Annotated in this window: 19 protein-coding genes; all 19 read right to left on the bottom strand. The window is 67.4% G+C overall.

All coding sequences use genetic code 11. The features are described 5' to 3' along the window. Positions 1–13: 13 nt before the first annotated feature. The 19 genes from ACLKOY_RS00380 to mraZ all read right to left on the bottom strand — a co-directional run bounded on the left by ACLKOY_RS00380 (position 14) and on the right by mraZ (position 18,472). On the bottom strand, positions 14–586 hold the full coding sequence (locus ACLKOY_RS00380; protein WP_436451973.1) for a GNAT family N-acetyltransferase: 573 nt from the start codon (positions 584–586) through the stop codon (positions 14–16). Positions 587–629: 43 nt separating this feature from the next. Then, positions 630–1,550 carry an RluA family pseudouridine synthase gene (locus ACLKOY_RS00375; protein ID WP_436451972.1) on the bottom strand — a complete coding sequence of 307 codons (921 nt, stop codon included), beginning with the start codon at positions 1,548–1,550 and terminating at the stop codon, positions 630–632. Positions 1,551–1,552: 2 nt separating this feature from the next. Continuing rightward, positions 1,553–2,203, bottom strand: coding sequence for a signal peptidase II (gene lspA, locus ACLKOY_RS00370; protein WP_436451971.1), 651 nt, complete (start codon positions 2,201–2,203; stop codon positions 1,553–1,555). Positions 2,204–2,212: 9 nt separating this feature from the next. After that, positions 2,213–2,818, bottom strand: coding sequence for a DivIVA domain-containing protein (locus ACLKOY_RS00365; RefSeq protein ID WP_042538426.1), 606 nt, complete (start codon positions 2,816–2,818; stop codon positions 2,213–2,215). A gap of 154 nt (positions 2,819–2,972) precedes the next feature. Next, positions 2,973–3,272, bottom strand: coding sequence for a YggT family protein (locus ACLKOY_RS00360; protein ID WP_436451970.1), 300 nt, complete (start codon positions 3,270–3,272; stop codon positions 2,973–2,975). 3 nt (positions 3,273–3,275) lie between these two features. Continuing rightward, a complete protein-coding gene (locus ACLKOY_RS00355; RefSeq protein ID WP_042538430.1) occupies positions 3,276–3,752 on the bottom strand; it encodes a cell division protein SepF in 477 nt (158 codons plus the stop codon). Between the two features lie 42 nt (positions 3,753–3,794). Continuing rightward, on the bottom strand, positions 3,795–4,499 hold the full coding sequence (locus ACLKOY_RS00350; RefSeq protein ID WP_436451969.1) for a YggS family pyridoxal phosphate-dependent enzyme: 705 nt from the start codon (positions 4,497–4,499) through the stop codon (positions 3,795–3,797). Then, on the bottom strand, positions 4,496–5,647 hold the full coding sequence (gene ftsZ, locus ACLKOY_RS00345) for a cell division protein FtsZ (RefSeq protein WP_042538433.1): 1,152 nt from the start codon (positions 5,645–5,647) through the stop codon (positions 4,496–4,498). The genes ACLKOY_RS00350 and ftsZ overlap by 4 nt, the downstream gene beginning before the upstream one ends. A gap of 176 nt (positions 5,648–5,823) precedes the next feature. Next, positions 5,824–6,768 carry an FtsQ-type POTRA domain-containing protein gene (locus ACLKOY_RS00340; RefSeq protein ID WP_436451968.1) on the bottom strand — a complete coding sequence of 315 codons (945 nt, stop codon included), beginning with the start codon at positions 6,766–6,768 and terminating at the stop codon, positions 5,824–5,826. Positions 6,769–6,771: 3 nt separating this feature from the next. Next, positions 6,772–8,169: a UDP-N-acetylmuramate--L-alanine ligase gene (gene murC, locus ACLKOY_RS00335; protein WP_436451967.1), complete on the bottom strand. Its 1,398-nt coding sequence runs from the start codon at positions 8,167–8,169 to the stop codon at positions 6,772–6,774. A gap of 64 nt (positions 8,170–8,233) precedes the next feature. Then, positions 8,234–9,310, bottom strand: a complete 1,077-nt coding sequence (locus ACLKOY_RS00330; protein ID WP_436451966.1) for a UDP-N-acetylglucosamine--N-acetylmuramyl-(pentapeptide) pyrophosphoryl-undecaprenol N-acetylglucosamine transferase — start codon at positions 9,308–9,310, stop codon at positions 8,234–8,236. Then, positions 9,307–10,545, bottom strand: coding sequence for a putative lipid II flippase FtsW (gene ftsW / locus ACLKOY_RS00325; protein WP_436451965.1), 1,239 nt, complete (start codon positions 10,543–10,545; stop codon positions 9,307–9,309). Before ftsW ends, ACLKOY_RS00330 begins: the two co-directional genes overlap by 4 nt. Next, positions 10,514–12,052 carry a UDP-N-acetylmuramoyl-L-alanine--D-glutamate ligase gene (gene murD / locus ACLKOY_RS00320; RefSeq protein WP_436451964.1) on the bottom strand — a complete coding sequence of 513 codons (1,539 nt, stop codon included), beginning with the start codon at positions 12,050–12,052 and terminating at the stop codon, positions 10,514–10,516. The genes ftsW and murD overlap by 32 nt, the downstream gene beginning before the upstream one ends. Further along, entirely contained in the window at positions 12,042–13,154 is a 1,113-nt protein-coding gene (mraY, locus tag ACLKOY_RS00315; protein ID WP_056377159.1) for a phospho-N-acetylmuramoyl-pentapeptide-transferase, read from the bottom strand. The genes murD and mraY overlap by 11 nt, the downstream gene beginning before the upstream one ends. Further along, entirely contained in the window at positions 13,151–14,563 is a 1,413-nt protein-coding gene (locus ACLKOY_RS00310) for a UDP-N-acetylmuramoyl-tripeptide--D-alanyl-D-alanine ligase (protein ID WP_436451963.1), read from the bottom strand. The genes mraY and ACLKOY_RS00310 overlap by 4 nt, the downstream gene beginning before the upstream one ends. A 28-nt stretch (positions 14,564–14,591) precedes the next feature. Then, complete coding sequence (locus ACLKOY_RS00305; protein ID WP_363569805.1) at positions 14,592–16,373, bottom strand: penicillin-binding protein 2; 1,782 nt, start codon at positions 16,371–16,373, stop codon at positions 14,592–14,594. Between the two features lie 39 nt (positions 16,374–16,412). Then, positions 16,413–16,988, bottom strand: coding sequence for a hypothetical protein (locus ACLKOY_RS00300; protein ID WP_436451962.1), 576 nt, complete (start codon positions 16,986–16,988; stop codon positions 16,413–16,415). Further along, positions 16,985–17,923: a 16S rRNA (cytosine(1402)-N(4))-methyltransferase RsmH gene (gene rsmH, locus ACLKOY_RS00295; RefSeq protein WP_436451961.1), complete on the bottom strand. Its 939-nt coding sequence runs from the start codon at positions 17,921–17,923 to the stop codon at positions 16,985–16,987. Before rsmH ends, ACLKOY_RS00300 begins: the two co-directional genes overlap by 4 nt. 117 nt (positions 17,924–18,040) lie before the next feature. Beyond that, positions 18,041–18,472, bottom strand: a complete 432-nt coding sequence (gene mraZ / locus ACLKOY_RS00290; RefSeq protein ID WP_140037448.1) for a division/cell wall cluster transcriptional repressor MraZ — start codon at positions 18,470–18,472, stop codon at positions 18,041–18,043. Positions 18,473–18,674: the final 202 nt, after the last annotated feature.

Genomic DNA, 18,674 nt, shown 5'->3' with positions numbered 1-18,674 from the left:
TGGAGCGGCGCGGTCACCGCAGATCGAGGCGCATCAGCACCCGGGGAAACCCGTCGAGGGTGGAACCGGTGTCGGCGGCCTTCTCGAACCCCGCGTTCTCGAAAAGTCGCCTCGTTCCGACATACGCCATCGTCAGATTCACCTTCTCCCCTCGATTGTCGACCGGGTACCCCTCGATCGCGGGCGCCCCACGCTCCTCGGCGTACGCGACGGCTCCCTCGATCAGTGCGTGCGAGATGCCCTGCTTCCGATAGCCGGGGCGGATGCGGATGCACCACAGCGACCACACTTCGAGGTCATCGATATGCGGGATCAGCCGATTGCGGGCGAAGCTCGTCGCACTGCGGGGGTGCACCGCGGCCCAGCCCACGGGTTCTTCGTCGAGATAGGCGATGACTCCGGGCGGCGGGTCCTGATGGCAGAGCTCGCGTACGCGGTCGGCGCGCTGCGCGCCCCGCAGCGCGTTGTTCTCCTTGCTGCCTATGCGGTAGCTCAGGCAGAAGCACACGTTCGACGTCGGCTTCTTCGGACCGACGAGGGTCGCCACGTCGTCGAACTCGGTCGCCGGTCGCACCTCGATGTTCATGCGCTCAGTCTGGCTCACGGCGCCGACATCCGCCGCTGACGATTCACTCGCCGCGCAGGATCTCCAGTGCATGCTCGAAATCTGCGGGGTAGGGCGACTCGAACTGCACCCAGTCCCCCGTCGTCGGGTGCGAGAACGCGAGCCTGTGTGCGTGCAGCCATTGACGGGTCAGGCCGAGCCGCGCCGACAGCGTCGGGTCGGCGCCATAGAGAGGGTCGCCCGCACACGGGTGGCGGAGCGCCGCCATGTGCACGCGGATCTGGTGCGTGCGCCCTGTCTCGAGGTGGATCTCCAGCAGCGACGCCCCCGGAAAAGCCTCGAGCGTCTCGTAGTGGGTCACCGACGGCTTGCCGTCCGGCACCACGGCGAACTTCCAGGAGTGATTCGGGTGCCGGCCGATCGGCGCGTCGATCGTTCCCGTCAGCGGGTCGGGGTGACCCTGAACCACCGCGTGATAGATCTTCTCGACCGTGCGCTCTTTGAACGCGTGCTTCAACCTCGTGTACGCGATCTCGCTCTTGGCCACGACCATGAGTCCGCTCGTGCCGACATCCAGACGGTGCACGACCCCCTGGCGCTCCGAGGCCCCGCTGGTGGACACTCGGAACCCCGCCGCGGCGAGAGCCCCGACGACGGTCGGCCCCTCCCACCCGAGTGAGGGGTGCGCAGCGACGCCGGTGGGCTTGTCGACCACGACGATGTCGTCGTCGTCGTAGACGATTCCGAGTTCGGGAACCGCGATCGGGATGATCCGCGGCTCTTCCTTCGGCTGCCATTCCACCTCGAGCCACCCTCCGCCACGTAGGCGGTCGGACTTGTCGAGGGTGACTCCATCGAGGCGCACGCCCCCGGCGGAGGCGACATCCGCGGCGAAAGTGCGCGAGAAGCCCATCAACTTCGCCAGCGCCGCGTCGACGCGTGAGCCCTCCAATCCGTCAGGAACCGGGAGGGAACGGGATTCCACGCTCAGCGTCCGTCCGACGCCGAGGCCGGCGCATCGGGAGATGCTCCGTCCGGGCGGGAGACCTCGGAGCGAGGATCCGAGCCGGCTTCTTCGGCCATGGCGGCGGCCTCGGCTTCCTCGTCGGTCTCGACAGGAGCATGATCTCGCTCGCGCGTGCCGTCGAAACGAAGCCCGAGCACGACGAGCAATGCCACAGAGATCATTCCGCTGACGATGAAGATGTCGGCGACGTTGAAGATCGCGGGCATCATCCACGGCATCGAGATCATGTCGACCACATGTCCCATGGGGAAGCCAGGATCGCGGAAGAGCCGATCGGTGAGGTTGCCGAGAACCCCGCCGAGCAGGCAGCCGAGGACGACGGCCCAGAGGCGAGAGCGGAGCCCGAAGGCCTTCCACACGATCACTCCGGCGACGACCGCCAGAGCGATCGTGAAGATCCATGTGACATCGGATCCGAGCGAGAACGCCGCACCGGGGTTGCGCACGTAATACAGCTGAAGGAACTCACCCAGCACCGGGACGGGCTCCTGCAGGGGCAGGTTCTCGGTGGTGAGGTACTTCACAAACTGATCGGCGGCCAGCACGATCGCTGCGAGAACCGCAACGATCGCACCGGCCGCCGACCGACGAAGGGCAGGGCGTCCTGGCAAAGGGACGACCTACAGTCCGATCGCAGAGACCGGGGTCGAGTCCGTCGACGCCGACTTCTCGTCGAGGTCGCGGAGCTGGCCCTCGATGTAGCCGCGCAGCTGCGAGCGGTAGTCGCGCTCGAAGTTGCGGAGCTCGGTGATGCGAGCCTCGAGCGCATTGCGCTCGCGCTCGAGACGTGCCGACTCTTCGCGCTGCTTGGCCTCGGCCTCGGTGCGGATGCGGTTGACTTCGCCTTCGGCTTCGGCGATGAGCTGAGCGCGCTTGGCCTCACCCTCGGCGACGTGCTCGTCGTGCAGGCGCTGCGCGAGCTCGATGATGCCGGCGGTCGCGGTGGCGGAACCCGACGGAGCGGGCTCAGCGGGCGCCTGGGCCGGAGCCGGAGCCTCTTCGACGACCGCAGCGGGTGCCTCTGCAGCGGCTGCGGGAGCGGCCGGCGCGTCGCCGGACTCGTACGCGGCCAGCTTGGCCTTGAGTTCGACGTTCTCTTCGAGGGCCTTGCGCCACTCGATGACGATCTCGTCGAGGAAGTCGTCGACCTCGTCCGGGTCGAAGCCGTCCTTGAAGCGGACGTGCTGGAACTGCTTGGTGACGACGTCATCCGGGGTAAGTGCCATGGTGGCTCCTTCGATGAGTTCGGTTGCCAGTTTGGAGAATGGCGTGGTCGAGATTCGGCGCGAACCCGGGGCGCGCACCTGGGAGCCAAGCATAGTCCCCGAGCCTGTCAGTCGCGACGCCACGACACCCCAGGGTGTCGAAGTCGCACAGGTCTCAGATGAAGCTTCGGACGATGCTCATCAGGATCAGAACGATCAGGATGGTGATCGAGAACCCGAAATCCAGGGACAGCGAGCCGACTCGCAGGGGTGGGATGATCCGCCGGAAGAACCGGACGGGCGGATCGGTCACCGTGTAGACGAGTTCGGCGGCGACGAGCCCGGCGCCCTTGGGCCGCCACTCACGATTGAACAGCGGGATGTAGCTCAGGATGAGCCGCGCGAAGAGCACCAGCAGGTACAGCAGAAGAGCCAGATGCACGATGCTGGCGACGATGGAGACGACGAACCCCACGGTCTACGACTGGTCGAAGCCCGCGGACTCTGCATCCGCGTGCGCGATTCCCCCGTGCCCCGAGACCGCGATGTTCTCCGGCGACAGCAGGAAGACCTTCGACGTGACCCGCTCGATGCGGCCGTAGAGGCCGAGCGAGAGCCCGGACGCGAAGTCGATCAGACGGCGAGCGTCTGCATCGCTCATCTGCGACAGGTTGATGATGACCGGCACACCCTCGCGGAAGCTCTCCGCGATGAGCTGAGCATCGCGGTACTGCTTCGGGTGCACGGTGAGGATCTCGTTCACTGCCCCTCCTGCGGGCTGGCGCACGGCGACGGGGCGCCGTAGCGGGGTCACGGGCGCCGGAGCGGGCTCCTCGCGTTCGCGGTCGCGATCACGCTCTCGGTGGGAGCGGGCCGGGGCCGGCTCCTCCTCGTAGACCTCTTCCTCGTCAGCGAGGCCGAGATACACCATGGTCTTCTTCAGCGGGTTACCCATCGTGTCCTCCGGTTCGAACGTGTCGGGTGGTCTTTCTAGAGGTTAACCCCGGTCGGGGCGGGGTCCCGTGATTGCGGACCCGATCCGCAGGTGTGTCGCGCCCGCATCGATGGCCGCGACGAAGTCGCCGGTCATACCTGCGGATATCCAGTCGGCGGAGGGCTCGACCTCGCGCACTCTCTCGGCGATCGTGCGCAGGTGCGCGAATGCCGAGGCGGGTTCCTCGTCGAGCGGTGCGACCGCCATCACGCCGCGCAGGCGCAGCGACGGAAGGGCGAGGATGTGCTCAGCGAGCGACCGGGCATCGTCGGGCTCGACTCCGCCCCGGCCCGCATCGTCGGTGAGGTTCACCTGGACGAGGACGTCGAGGATGTCATCGTCCTCTGCGGCCCTGTGCAGGGCATCGGCCAGCCGGTCTCGGTCGACCGAGTGCACGGCATCCGCACCGCGTCGGATCGCGGACGCCTTGTTGGTCTGCGCCTGGCCGATGAAGTGCCAGCGCAGATCGAGGTCACCGAGCTCGCCGGTCTTCGACGAGAGCTCCTGTTGACGGTTCTCCCCCACGTCGCGGACGCCGAGCGAATGCAGTTCGCGGACGAGCGACGAGGGGTGGAACTTCGTCACGACGATCCGGGTGATCTCCCCCGGATCCCTGCCGGCCAGGCGCGCGGCGTCGGCGATCCGTCGATCGATCGCCGACAGCCGCGCTGCCAGACCGGACTCGGTCTGGCCCTGCGCCGGAGTCACTTCAGGAATTCGGGGATGTCGATGTCGTCATCCGCGAAGGCCGGCTCGATGCTCGTCGCCGCGACGCGCTGCTGCGCCTTCTCAGGAGCAGGCGTCTCGGCTGCGGGCTTGCTCTCCTCGTCGTTCGAGAGCGCCACCTCGGGCAGCGTGCTGGCCGCGGCCGGACGCGAGACGACCATCGGGTCGAGACGCAGCGAGGGCTCGCCGCTGTCGAAGCCGGCGGCGATCACGGTGACGCGCACCTCGTCGCCGAGCGTGTCGTCGATGACGGTACCGAAGATGATGTTCGCCTCGGGGTGCGCGGCCTCCTTGACGAGGTCGGCGGCATCGTGGATCTCGAAGATCCCGAGGTTCGAGCCACCCTGGATCGAGAGCAGGACTCCATGAGCGCCTTCGATGCTGGCCTCGAGAAGCGGCGACTCGACAGCCAGCTCGGCGGCCTTGATCGCACGATCGGCGCCACGAGCGGATCCGATTCCCATGAGCGCGGAACCTGCGCCCTGCATCACCGACTTCACGTCTGCGAAGTCGAGGTTGATGAGACCAGGGGTCGTGATGAGGTCGGTGATTCCCTGGACACCCGCGAGGAGCACCTGGTCTGCGGTGGCGAATGCCTCGATCATCGAGATGCCGCGATCGCTGATCTCGAGGAGACGGTCGTTCGGCACCACGATGAGGGTGTCGACCTCTTCCTTGAGCTTCACCACGCCGGCTTCCGCCTGGCTCTGACGACGACGACCCTCGAACGAGAACGGCTTGGTGACGACGCCGATGGTCAGCGCGCCGATCGACTTCGCGATGCGAGCGACGACGGGGGCTCCACCGGTTCCGGTTCCGCCTCCCTCACCTGCCGTCACGAAGACCATGTCGGCTCCCGTGAGCGCCTGCTCGATCTCCTCGGCGTGGTCCTCGGCGGCGCGACGACCCACTTCGGGGTCGGCACCGGCGCCGAGTCCACGGGTGAGCTCACGACCCACGTCGAGCTTGACGTCGGCGTCGCTCATCAGCAGCGCCTGAGCGTCGGTGTTGACGGCGATGAACTCGACTCCGCGGAGACCGAGATCGATCATGCGGTTGACGGCGTTGACGCCGCCACCGCCGACGCCGACGACCTTGATCACGGCGAGGTAGTTCTGGTTCTGGCTCATGGCCGGCCTCCGAATAGTCGAACCTGTCTTGGGAGAGATTCCGCCGGGTTGAACCTTAAACCTCAACTAGAGGTGTAAAGTATTTCCCGGTATTGGTTTCTCTTGTTCGAAGGTAAGCGTCACGCACCCGTGCACTCGCAGCGACACGGGCGTGTCGCCCGTTTGCCGTCGAAACCTCAGCCGACGACCACCGCATGCGGCGAAGTGACGTCGATCGTCGACGCCTCGGGGTTGCTCAGCAGGGTCTTCGTGAGCACTTCGCTCTTCATCGGAGAGTCCTCGGAGCTGCCCCACACGACCGTCAGGCCGCTGCTCAGTGTCAGCGTCACGTCATCGGCCGTCGTCGCACTCACTCCCGTGAGCAAGGCACGCACGTCAGCGGGGACGGAACGCACCACGAGACCCGCGCTCTCGAAGGCCACCGAGTCGGTGCCCCCGTCGATCTCGAGCACAGGCTGACCTGCCGGCTGGTCGGAGGTCGTGGCGAGAGCGACGCCCGCGGCGTCCACGACGGTGTAACCGGCGTCCGAGCGGATGACGCCGACCGGCGTGCGCTCGACGATCCGCACCGTGAGGTCGTGAGGCGGCTTCGCCTCGAGCGCATAGGTCTCGATCAGAGGGAATGCGAGCAGTGCGGCTTTCACCTCGCTCGAGTCGACCAGAGCCAGCGGGGTGCCCACCTGCTCCGCCAGAGCCGCCTCCACAGCGGCGGCGTCCAGCGTCGTCGCACCCAGCACCGTGATCTTCTCGACGGCGAAGAGCGGACTGTACGCGGCCGCGGTCGTACCGCCGATCAGGAGAACCACGGCGCCGATCGCGCTGAGCCAGACGATGCGACGCCGACGCGAACGCTGCGTGAACCGCCTGATCTCCGCCCGCAGCGCCCTGCGCCGCGCTCGTGCCGCGCGCCAGACGTCGCGAGTGGACGTCGGCCGCACCGCGGCATCCTCAGCCGTCTCCGCAGCGACCTCGGGCTCCGGCCTCAGCGGGGCGACCCGACCGCCGGCCTGTTCGTCTTGCTCGACGTCACGCGCGCGGCCCCTGGCCGACTGCGCCCGTCGTCGGGGCGCGCCCTCCGCGGGACCCGCGGGAGGCGTGGGGAGCGGAGGCGGACGACGCATCTGCTAGACCTCGGTGGTCCGCAGCGACTCGAGCACCTGCGGGATGATCTGGTACACATTGCCGCAGCCGAGCGTGACGACGAAGTCGCCGTCGCGGGCTACCGACGCCGTGTAGTCGGCCGCCTGCTGCCAGTCGGCCACGAAGTGCACATGGGAGGGGTCACGGAACGCGCCGCTCACCAGTTCGCCGGTGACACCGGGCACCGGGTCCTCCCGAGCACCGTAGACGTCGAGCACGACCGTGTGGTCGGCGTACGTCTCGAGCACGTCGGCGAACTCGCGGAACATGTGCTGCGTGCGCGAGTAGGTGTGCGGCTGCTGGATCGCGATGATCCTGCCCGAGCCCGCGATCGATCGCATCGCCTCGAGCGCCGCGCGCACCTCTGTCGGGTGGTGGGAATAGTCGTCGTAGACCGTGACACCGCGCTCGACACCGTGCTGCTCGAGGCGACGGACAGTGCCGGCGAACCCCTCGACGGCACGCGCGGACTCGGCCAGGCCGAAGCCGACAGAGAGGAGGACCGTGATGGCTCCTGCCGCGTTGATCGCATTGTGCACACCGGGGACGGCGAGCTGCAGGCGCACGCTCTCCGAACCCCGACTCACGGTGGCCGAGACCGGCCCGTCCGTCACGATGTCGGTCACCCTGACATCCGCGCCCTCCGCCTGCCCGAAGGTGATGACGTTCGGGTGCGAGAGACCTCCTCCGACGCGCAGCGCGCCGGGGTCGTCGCTCGAGATGACGACGGCCTCCGTGGCCGCGTCGGCGAAGCGCACGAACGCATCGTGGAACGCCTCGTCGGAACCGTAGTGGTCGAGATGATCCGGGTCGACGTTCGTGATGAGAGCGACGGCGGTGTCGTAGAGCAGGAAGGTGCCGTCGGACTCGTCGGCCTCGATCACGAAGAGCTCGCCCGACCCCGTCGCGCTGGAGACGCCGAGCTGTTCGATCACGCCGCCGTTGACGAAGTTCGGGTCGGCACCGAGCGCCTGAAGCGCGGTCACGATCATGCCGGTCGACGTGGTCTTGCCGTGGGCGCCGGCGACCGAGACGAGTCGCCGCGAGCCGATCAGCCAGTGCAGCGCCTGTGAGCGGTGGATGACGTGCAGCCCGCGCTCCTTGGCGGTGACGAACTCGGGGTTCTCCGGCCAGATCGCCCCCGTGTGGACCACTGTGTCTGCGTCGCCGAGATGGGCGGCGTCATGCCCGACGTGCACGACGGCTCCGGCCGCCTCGAGTGCGCGCAGGTTGTCGCTGTCGGCGCGGTCGCTGCCGGACACACGGATGCCCGCATCGAGGAACATCTTGGCGAGCCCGCTCATGCCGGACCCGCCGATGCCGATGAAGTGCGCGGAGGAGATCGACTCGGGGATCGGGAGGGAGAGGTCAGGTCTGATCATGTCGGGTTCAGTCTACTTTTCGGTGATGACGTTGCGGGCTCGCGGAGGCGTGTCCAGGGCGATGTCAGGAGGCCCTGAGCGCGCGATCCACCAGGGCGATGAGGTTCTCCGTGCCGCTGCGGGTGCCGACCTGTCCTGCGGCCGCCTGCATGGCTGCGAGCTGCTGCGGATCCTTCATGACCGGGATCACCAGTCGGCGCACCGCATCGCCGTCGAAGGTCGCGTCGTCGAGGAGACGCGCAGCGCCGGCGGCCACGGCCGAGGCCGCGTTCAGCCGCTGCTCGCCGTTGCCCACCGAATACGGCACGTACAGCGCGGGGATTCCGAGCGCGCTGATCTCGCTCACGGTGGCGGCGCCGGATCTCGAGACGATGAGGTCGGCCAGGGCGAATGCGAGATCCATCCGGTCGACATAGCGGCGCATCGCGTAACCGGGCACCTCGGGGTCTGCGAGATCGCTGCGCTCACCCGTGACGTGCAGCAGCTGCCACCCGGCGGCCAGGACATCGCCCCACGAGTCTGCGAGGGCCTCGTTCAGCCGCTGAGCGCCGAGCGAGCCGCCGAAGACGAGAAGTACGGGGCGCGCGGGGTCGAGCCCGAAGCTCGCGGCGGCTTCTTCGCGCAGGGCTGCGCGGTCGAGCTCGATGACCTCGCGACGCAGCGGCATGCCCACGACCTCGCCACCTCGCAGGGGCGTCCCTGCGAAGGCGACTCCCGTGGCAGCTGCCCGACGAGCACCCAGCACATTGGCGAGGCCGGGCTTCGCGTTGGCCTCGTGCACCACGAAGGGCACCCTCTCGCGGCCCGCGGCGACGTAGGCCGGTGCAGAGGCGTAGCCTCCGAATCCGACGACGACGTCGACGCCATGAGCGCGGATGTGATCGCGCACCTGAGCGACCGCCCGACGGAACCTGGCCGGGAACATGGCTGCCTGCTTGTCGGGCCGCCGCGGGAACGGGACCTTGTCGACGATGAGCAGCTCATAGCCCCTGGCCGGGACGAGACGGGATTCGAGTCCCTCGGCCGTTCCCAGCACCAGAACGGTCGCGTCCGCGTCGCGGGCGCGCAGTGCGTCAGCGACGGCGAGCAGGGGGTTGACGTGACCGGCGGTTCCACCGCCGGCGAGAAGGTACGTGGTCACCGTGTGACCTTACCCCGCCCTGCTGAAGCGGCCCGTCCAGGCGAACGGCCCTCGGCGACGGGGATGGTGCGCGCGAACGAGAGCAGCACTCCGCAGGCGATGAGAACGGCCAGGAGCGCCGTGCCACCCTGCGACATGAAAGGCAGCGGCACACCCATGACGGGGAACAGCCCGATCACGACGCCGATGTTGAAGACGGCCTGCCCGGTGATCCACACGGTGATTCCACCGGCTGCGACGCGGATGAACGGGTCTGCGGTCTTGCGGATGATGTGGAAGGCACCGACGGTGAAGAGGGTGAACAGCGCCAGCACGACGATGCAGCCGATCAGTCCCAGCTCTTCGCCGACGATGGCGAAGATGAAGTCGTTGCCCGCGGCGGGCAGCCACCCGTACTTCTCCTGCGAGTTGCCGAGCCCCACTCCGAAGACGCCGCCGGAGGCCATGCCCCACACACCATGGATCGACTGATAGCAGTCACCCGTGTAGGCAGACATGTCCGAGCATGTGGCGGTGATGCGCCGCATGCGGTCAGGGCTCGTGATGGCCAGGGCGATGACGGCGACCACCCCGAGCAGCACCGGGAGGATGAACAGCCGGAGCTTCACGCCCGAGAAGAAGAGACAGCCGAGCAGGATGATGACGAGCACCATCGCGGTGCCGAGGTCTTTGCCCGCGATGACCGTTGCGATCGCCAGCGCGCCGACGGGCACGACCGGGATGAAGACCTGGTGCCAGGTGCCGAGCATGGTCTGCTTGCGCATCAGAACGAAGCCGATCCACAGTGCGAGTGCGAGCTTGAGGAACTCGGACGGCTGCAGGGTGAACCCCGCGATCATGATCCAGTTGCGGTTTCCGCCGTCCTCGATGCCGAGCGGCGTGAAGACGAGAAGCTGCAGCGCGATGGCGCCGAACAGCGCGGGCCAGGCCATGCGCTTGAGGAACGCGATCGGAAGTCGTGAGATCAGGAACATCAGCGGCACGCCGAGCACGGCGAAGATCCCCTGGCGCAGCGCGCCGTCCATCGGGTTCTCACCGTTGGACACGGCGGTCGCGCTCGTCGCCGAGAGCACCATCACGAGACCGAAGATGGTCAGCATCAGCGCGGCCGATGCGATCATCAGGAATTCGGTCGAGACAGGGGTGAACCGACGCCCGAGCGACACTCTGGCGGCGAGGCCCCCTGAGCCGGTGCTGCCGGTGTCAGAGCGGTGGGGGCGTTCGACCTGCGTCATCGGCGCTCCCCCGGTCTATCCAGTCGTGCACCGCTTCGGCGAAGCGGTGTCCTCGATCCGCATAGCTGGAGAACTGATCGAAGGAGGCCGCTGCGGGGGCCAGCAGAACTGTGCCCTCGTCTTCGACGATCCCCGCGGCGATCTCCACCACGCGATTCATGACCTGACCAGTCTCGCCAGCATCCACCTCGAACACCGGCACCTGCGGCGCGTGTCGCTCGAATGCCGCGACGACGGCCGCGCGCTCCACTCCGATGACCACGGCCGCACGGGCGGTCGTGCCGGCCGTCGCGACCAGAGCGCCGATGTCGACGCCCTTGAGGTCGCCGCCGACGACCCAGACCGCACCGGGGTACGCGCGGAGCGACGAAGCGGCCGCATGAGGGTTGGTCGCCTTGGAGTCGTCCACCCACGTGATGCCGCCGTGCCGGGCGATGATCTGGATGCGATGCTCGTCGAGCCGGAAGGACTGCAGCGCCGAGTGGATGGCCTCGGGCGCGACGCCCAGCGAGCGGGCGAGCGCACTCGCGGCGAGGATGTTCTGCACGATGTGGGGTGCGGCGAGGCCGGCCTCCTGAAGGTCCGCGACGGTCGTGAGCTCGAGGGCGCTGCTGGACCGATCGTCCAGGAAAGCGCGATCGACGATCAGGCCCTCCACGACACCGAGGTCACTCGGACCGGGGATGCCGAGATCGAAGCCGATCGCGCGTGCCCCCTCGACGACCTCGGCCTCCTCGACCATGATCCGGGTCGCCTCGTCGGCCTTGTTGTAGACACAGGCGACGCGGGTGTTGCGGTAGACGAGAGCCTTCGCATCGCGGTACGCCCGCGCACTCCCGTGCCACACCAGGTGGTCGTCGGCGAGGTTCAGGCACACCGAGGCATGCGGATACAGCTCGCCCTCGGCTCGCGAGAGCCCGAGATACCAGAGCTGATGGCTCGACAGCTCGACGACGAGCGCATCGAAGCCCGCCGGATCGCGCACCGCGTCGAGCACCGGCACTCCGATGTTGCCGCAGGGCGCCGCACGCAGTCCGCCTTCGACCAGAAGGGAGGCGGTGAGCTGCGTCGTGGTGGTCTTGCCGTTGGTGCCGGTGATGAGCACCCAGTCGGCAGGAGTGCCATCAGGGCGAGTCACCTTGTCACGCACTCGCCAGGCGAGCTCGATGTCACCCCAGAGCGCGATGCCGACCTCCTGCGTCCAGCGGATCACGGGGTGCGAGGGAGAGAACCCCGGAGACGCGATGACGACCTCGGGCGCGAATTCCCTCAGTGTCTCGGGAACCTGATCGAGAGGCCCGAGCTCGAGCCGGGCGCCGATCACAGGAAGGAGCTTGGCATACTCCTCTTCCGCGGATTCGGACAGGACCAGCACATCCGCACCGAGTTCGGTCAGCGTGTCGGCCACCGAGAATCCGGTCATGGAGAGTCCGAGAACCGCCACACGCAGACCCGACCAGTCGGAGCTCCAGCTCGTGAGGGTCGCAAGCCTCGCCTCAGTCGACACGTGTCAGCCACTCCACGTAGAACAGGCCCACCGCCGAGATCGCGAGGAGACCCGCGATGATCCACATGCGGACCACGATCGTCACCTCGGACCATCCACGCATCTCGAGATGGTGGTGGAAGGGGCTCATCAGGAACAGCCGCTTGCCGCGGGTGATCTTGAAGTATGCGCGCTGGAGGATCACCGACCCGGAGGCGAGGACGAACACTCCTGCGATCACGAGAAGCAGCAGCTCTGTGCGGGTGAGGATCGCCATGGCGGTGATGACGCCTCCGATCGCCATGGAGCCGACGTCGCCCATGAAGACCTTCGCCTTCGGCGCGTTCCACCAGAGGAAGCCGATCAGGCTCGCGGCGAACGACGCGGCGATGATCGCCAGACTGAACGGATCGCGCACTTCGTAGCATCCGCCCAAAGCCGCCGTCTCGACGCCCTCTCCGACGCACGACTGCTTGAACTGCCAGAACGCGATGAGACTGTAGGCACCGACGACGATGACTCCCGCGCCTGCAGCGAGACCGTCGAGACCGTCTGTGAGGTTGACGCTGTTCGACGTCGCGACGCCGATGACCGAGATCCAGAGCAGATACAGCGCCCAGCCGAGGATCGCCGTGAAGGCGAACAGGTTCAGCCAGGGGATGTCGCGGAACAGCGAGATCGACCCGGATGCCGGGGTCTGATCGAACGCGTTCGGGAAGTTCAGGGCGACGATGCCGAACGGGATGATCACGACGAGCTGGCCGATGATCTTGCGCCAGCCCGAGAGCCCGAGGCTGCGCTGGCTGCGCACCTTCATGTAGTCGTCGATGAAGCCGACGGCTCCGAAGCCCACCATCAGCCAGATGACGAGAAGCGCGGACAGCGCAGGGGTGCCGCCACCGACGTACGTGCCGGTGAAGTAGCCGACCATGGTGCCGACGATGAAGATCACGCCACCCATGGTGGGTGTTCCGCGCTTCGCCTCGTGGTTAGGGTTTTCGATCGCCTCGGGCGTGCGGATGACCTGGCCCCAGCCCCACTTGCGGAAGAGCCGGAGGAAGACGGGAGTCAGGAAGAGAGTGAAGGCGAGCGAGATGGCAGCCGCCATGATGAGAGATCTCACGAGAACAATTCTCCCAGACGATCGCCGAGGTGCCGGAGGCCCACGGAATTGGAGGACTTCACGAGCACGCGGTCGCCGTCGCGGAGTTCGGAGCGGAGGTAGTCGAACGCCGCGTCCTGGTCGGGGAAGAAGATGGCTTCGCTGTCCCAGGAGCCTTCGCCGATCGCCGAGATGTAGAGCCGGCGGGCCTCGGGGCCCACGACGACGATCCGCTGGATGTTCAGCCGCACGGCCAGCAGTCCGATCCGGTCATGCTCCTCGCCTGCGGTCTCACCGAGCTCGCTCATGGCGCCGAGCACCGCGACCGTCCGCTCATCCGGGCCGGTGATCTGGGCGAGAGTGCGCAGCGCCGCCGCCATGGAGTCGGGGCTGGCGTTGTAGGCGTCGTTGATGATGCGCACTCGGTCGCTGCCCATCGGCTGCATGCGCCAGCGCTCCGCGATCTCGACCGTCTCGAGACGCGCGATGGCGTCGGCCGCTGACACGCCGAGCACCCCCGCGGCGGTGATGGCCGCCAGCGCATTGCCGATGTGGTGCGCGCCGAGCACCTGCAGGCGCAGGGGCAGGCTCTCCCCCGCCGCTTCGATGATGCATGAGGTGCCGGATGCGGTGACCTCGAGGTCGTGGGCCTGCACGTCTGCGTTGGCACTCTGGCCGAAGCTGACGACCTGCATGCCCCGCGACTCGGCGAGCTCGCCCATCGCGGCCACACGGGAGTCGTCGATGTTGAGCACAGCTGTGCCTGAGGGGCGTGCAGCGGCCACGAGCTCGGACTTGGCCTTCGCTGTCGCCTCGATGCCGCCGAATCCGCCGGCATGCGCCATTCCGACCATCAGCACCACCGCGACGTCCGGCTCCACGAGTCCGGCGAGACGGGCGATGCTCCCCGGCGCATCTGCGCCGAACTCACTGACGAGGAAGCGCGTGCCGTACGTGACGCGCAGCATGGTGACCGGTGCGCCCACCTCGTTGTTGTACGAGTTGATCGGCGCGACGGTCTCGCCCTCGTCGGCGAGGATGCGGGCGAGGAAGTTCTTCGTCGTCGTCTTGCCGTTCGATCCGGTGATCCCGACGATCTTCAGATCTCCCGCCGCGCGCACGCGCGCGACCACCTCGCGCGCGAGGTCGGCGAGAGCGACGACGACGTCGGGCACGACGATCTGCGCGATCTCCTCATCGACCTCGTGCTCGACGATCGCGAGAGCGGCACCGGCGGCCAGCGCCGACCCGACGAACCGATGTCCGTCGGTCTCGGCTCCTGGCTTGGCGACGAAGACGGATCCGGGCGCCATGTTGCGCGAGTCGGTGTCGACCACACCGTCGATGACGGTGTCGGCGGTCGAAGAACCGGCGAGGCGGAGATCACCCCCGACGACGGCGGCGATCTCAGCAAGCGACAGGGCGATCATGACGTCTCCAGGCGCGGCAGGGCGCCGTCTACTCGAACTTGGGAAGCAGTGCGTCCATCGGGCTGGAGGACGGCATCACGCGGTAGGTCTTCATGGTCTGGGTCATCGCCTTCTGGAAGGCAGAAGCGGTAGCAGCAGACGATGTAACTCTAGTCGGCTCATCGAGAGTCACCACCACGACGTACTGCGGATCGTCGACCGGCGCGAAGCCCACCATGCTGGTGTAGTACACGCCCGACTTGTATCCGCCCTTGCCGTCAGGGATCTGCGCAGTACCCGTCTTGCTCGTCACACGGTAGCCGGGCACCTGGATGCGGTCGGCGTTGCCTCCCTGGACGGCGACGTTCTCGAGCATGCGCGTCAGGTCGGCTGCGGTCTCGGGCTTGACGATCTGCTCTGACTCGGGCGCCTCGGGTGTGACCACCGTGCCGTCGGGCGCCGTGCACGACTCGACCAGCGAGAGACCGATCTTCTCGCCGCCGTTCGCGATCGCCTGATACGCGCCGGCGAGCTGGGGAGCGGTGACCGTGAAGTACTGACCGAACGTGGTCGTGTACAGCGACTGGTTGTCCCAGTCGCTCGTGGGGTGGATCTCCCCGGACGTCTCGTTGGGGAACCCGATCGTCGTGTCGCCCACGCCGAAGCGCTCGAGGTAGTCGTGCCGGATATCGGGGCTCACCATGGTGCCGAACTTCGACAGTGCGACGTTCGAGGAGTCGATCAGCGCGCCGGCGAGGGTGTACTGGAACGTGGGGTGGACGAACGCGTCGTTGATCACGGCACCGTTGTCGAACTTCTCATGCGAGGACGCCGACACGGTCGGACTCGTCATGGTCACGCCGGCGTTCTCCATGACGGCCGCAGCGGTCACCGCTTTGAAGGTCGACCCCGGCTCGAACGGGTAGGTGAAGAGCTTGCTGGTCCAGGTCTCCGGCGACGATGCGTCGAGATCGTTGGGGTCCATGGTCGGCCATTCGGCGGCTGCACGGATCTTTCCGGTGCCGACCTCGACCACGGTGACGGTGCCGCCCTTGGCGCCCTGGGCCTGCGCCTCTTCGGCGATCATCTGCTGCATGTACCACTGCAGATCACTGTTGACCGTCAGCTGCACGGTGCCGCCGTCGACGGCATCCACCCTGCTCTCACTGCCGGGGATGACGACGTTGTTCTTGCCCGTGCGATACGACTCTTCGCCGTCGGTCGGAGCGAGGCACTTCTCGTCCATCTTCTCGACCCCGGTCTGCGCGGCGCCCGTTCCGTCGAGGTAGCCCAGCAGGTTTCCCGCCACAGCTCCGTTCGGGTAGACCCGAACCTCGCGCGGCTTCATCTCGAGGTACGACGACACCTTGAGTTCGCGGAGTGCGATGTACTTCTCGGTGCTGAGACCCTTGACCAGCGGAAGGTACTGCGAATCAGGGTTCTCCGCGAGCTTCGCTGCGACCTCGGCCCGCAGCTCGTCCGCATCGATGCCCATGATCTCGGCGATGCGGGTCGATGCCTCGGCCCACGGCAGCTTCGGCGGATTCTTGTCGTCCTCCTCCAGCAGCCGGATGACCTGGGGGCTGAGCTGCGCGTCGTAGACCAAGACGCTCTCGGCGAGCACCGATCCCTCGCTGTCGACCACTGAACCGCGTTCGCCCGGAATGGAGGTGCGGTGCGCGATGAACTCGAGCGACTGGGCCACGTGCTCATCCGCCTTCACCACCTGGATGTCGACGAGACGCACGACGAATGCCGCCAGGACCGCCAGGATCACAGCGAGCGCGACGACCGTGCGTCGCCGGGGCGTCCGGGTTGCTCGTGTCGTCATGGACTCTCTCCGTCAGGTCTCGGTGGTGGGCGGATTCGGCTAGCGGGTGCTGGGGCTCGGGAGCCCGTCGGTGATCGCGGGCGGGAGCTCCTGCACGGACTGGCCTGCGGTCCCTTCGGGCACGGCGTCGTCTGCCGTCGAGGGGTTCACCGGCACATCGTTCAGCAGGGAGTTGCTCACCGCGCCCGCGCCGTTGGGATCGATCGTCGACGAACCGGTCGCACCGGTTCCCTGACCGAAGACGGCGCCGTCGCTCAGCCGCAGATAGGACGGAGCCCCTGCCACGACCATGCCGAGGGAGGCGGCGCTGGCAGCGAGGGACTGCGGCGAGCTCGTTCCCGTGAGATCCTCCTGCAGGGCGTTGGCGTGCAGGTCGAGCTCGTGCTGCTGTGCAGAAAGACCGGCCAGCACGAACGAGTCCTGCGTGATCGCCAGTGAGAGTCCGATCTGCACGGCTCCGATGATCATCGCCCCGGCGAGTGCCGCGATCGCGTAGGCGAGCTTCGGCTTGCGGCGGACCGGGGTGCCGGTCACCGGCTCGAGACGTCGCCGAGGAGCGCGCTCAGGCGCGTCAGGCAGTGCTCTGGACTTCGGAGCTGCGACGTTCAGGCTCATGAGCTCTCCCGCACTTTCTCTGCGGCACGCAGTCTGACCGGAATGGCTCGGGGGTTGCGAGCCCGCTCGTCGTCGTCGGCGAGCTCGGCTCCCTTGGTGATGATGCGGAATCGAGGTGCGTGTTCCGGCAGTTCGACGGGCAGGCCCCGAGGCGCGGTGGAGGCGGCGCCGGCGGCGAAGGCCTGCTTCACGAGTCGATCCTCGAGAGACTGGTAGGACATGACCACGATGCGCCCGCCGACCGCGAGCGCGTCCATCGCAGACGGGATCGCGTCCGCCAGCACGTTGAGTTCGGCGTTCACCTCGATGCGCAGGGCCTGGAAGACGCGCTTGGCCGGGTGACCGGAACGCTGAGCGGCTGCAGGCGTGGCCGCTTGGAGGATCTCCACGAGCTCACCGGATCGGGTGATCGGCTTCTTCTCGCGCGCGGCGATGATGAACCGCGCGTAGCGACCCGCGAGCTTCTCCTCGCCGTAGCGCTCGAAGATGCGACGCAGGTTGCCCTCGTTGTAGGTCGCGATGACCTCGGCGGCCGTGACGCCCTTCGTCTGATCCATCCGCATGTCGAGCGGGGCGTCTTTGGAGTACGCGAAGCCGCGCTCTGCCTCGTCGAGCTGCAGAGACGAGACGCCGAGGTCGAAGAGGATGCCTGCCGCGCCCTGGGCGTGCAGCCCGATCTCGTCGTAGACGGTGTGCACGAGTGTGATCCGGTCCTTGAAGCGAGCGAGCCGCTCCCCCGCGATGCGCAGGGCGTCGGTGTCGCGATCGAGTCCGACGAGACGGATGTTCGGGAACCGCTCGAGCAGTGCCTCGGAGTGACCTCCCATGCCGAGAGTGGCATCGACGAGCACCGCTCCGTCGGCCTGCAGGGCGGGAGCGAGGAGCTCGACGCAGCGGTCGAGCAGAACTGGGGTGTGGATGTCGCGGAGGTTCATGATCTTTCTCGGGTGACCTCTGTATGTCGGTGACCAGGGCCCTGATCCCCCTCCGCTTCACGACCCGGCACCGGGGAAGTGTGTCGGGGCAGGAGCGGCGGGGCATCACAGCCGTGGTCAGAAGAGTCCCGGAATCACCTCCTGCTCGAGTTCGGAGTAGGTCTCCTCGCCGGCTGCGAGGTAGCTGTTCCAGCTCTCGGCATCCCAGATCTCCGCATGGGCGCCGACTCCGGTGACGATGAGTTCCTTCTGCAGGCCCGCGTACTGACGAAGGTGCACGGGGATGGTGATGCGGTTCTGGCTGTCTGGCATCTCCGCACTCGCACCGGAGAGGAACAGTCGCATGAAGTCACGCGCCTGCTTGTTCGCGAGCGGCGCCTGACGGATCCGTTCGTGCATCGTCTCGAACTCGGCCGTGCTGAAGACGTAGAGGCAGCGTTCCTGCCCTCTGGTGACGACGATGCCGCCACCGAGGTCTTCGCGGAACTTCGCGGGAAGGATGACCCGTCCCTTGTCGTCCAACTTCGGAGAATGCGTTCCCAGCAACATCAGCCATCACCCCCTCTCCGTCCGGCCAACTCGAGGTGCGCCCCACTTTACTCCACTTTCCTCCACAAACCTACGATCAATCCGCGATCGAGCCCGGTGAGCGTGTCAGAGCGCGCCGAAAAACCGCGTGATCTAGCGGCTCGACGCCAGTGGAGGGAGGTGGAGGACCAGTGGAGGGCCAGTGGAGCGTCAGCAGACCGGC

The sequence above is a fragment of the Microbacterium sp. K2 genome (genome assembly GCF_051365005.1).
GTDB classification, from domain to species: domain Bacteria; phylum Actinomycetota; class Actinomycetes; order Actinomycetales; family Microbacteriaceae; genus Microbacterium; species Microbacterium foliorum_B.
The sequence above is the reverse complement of the archived record's forward strand: the minus strand, read 5'-3'. Positions and strand labels throughout refer to the sequence as shown.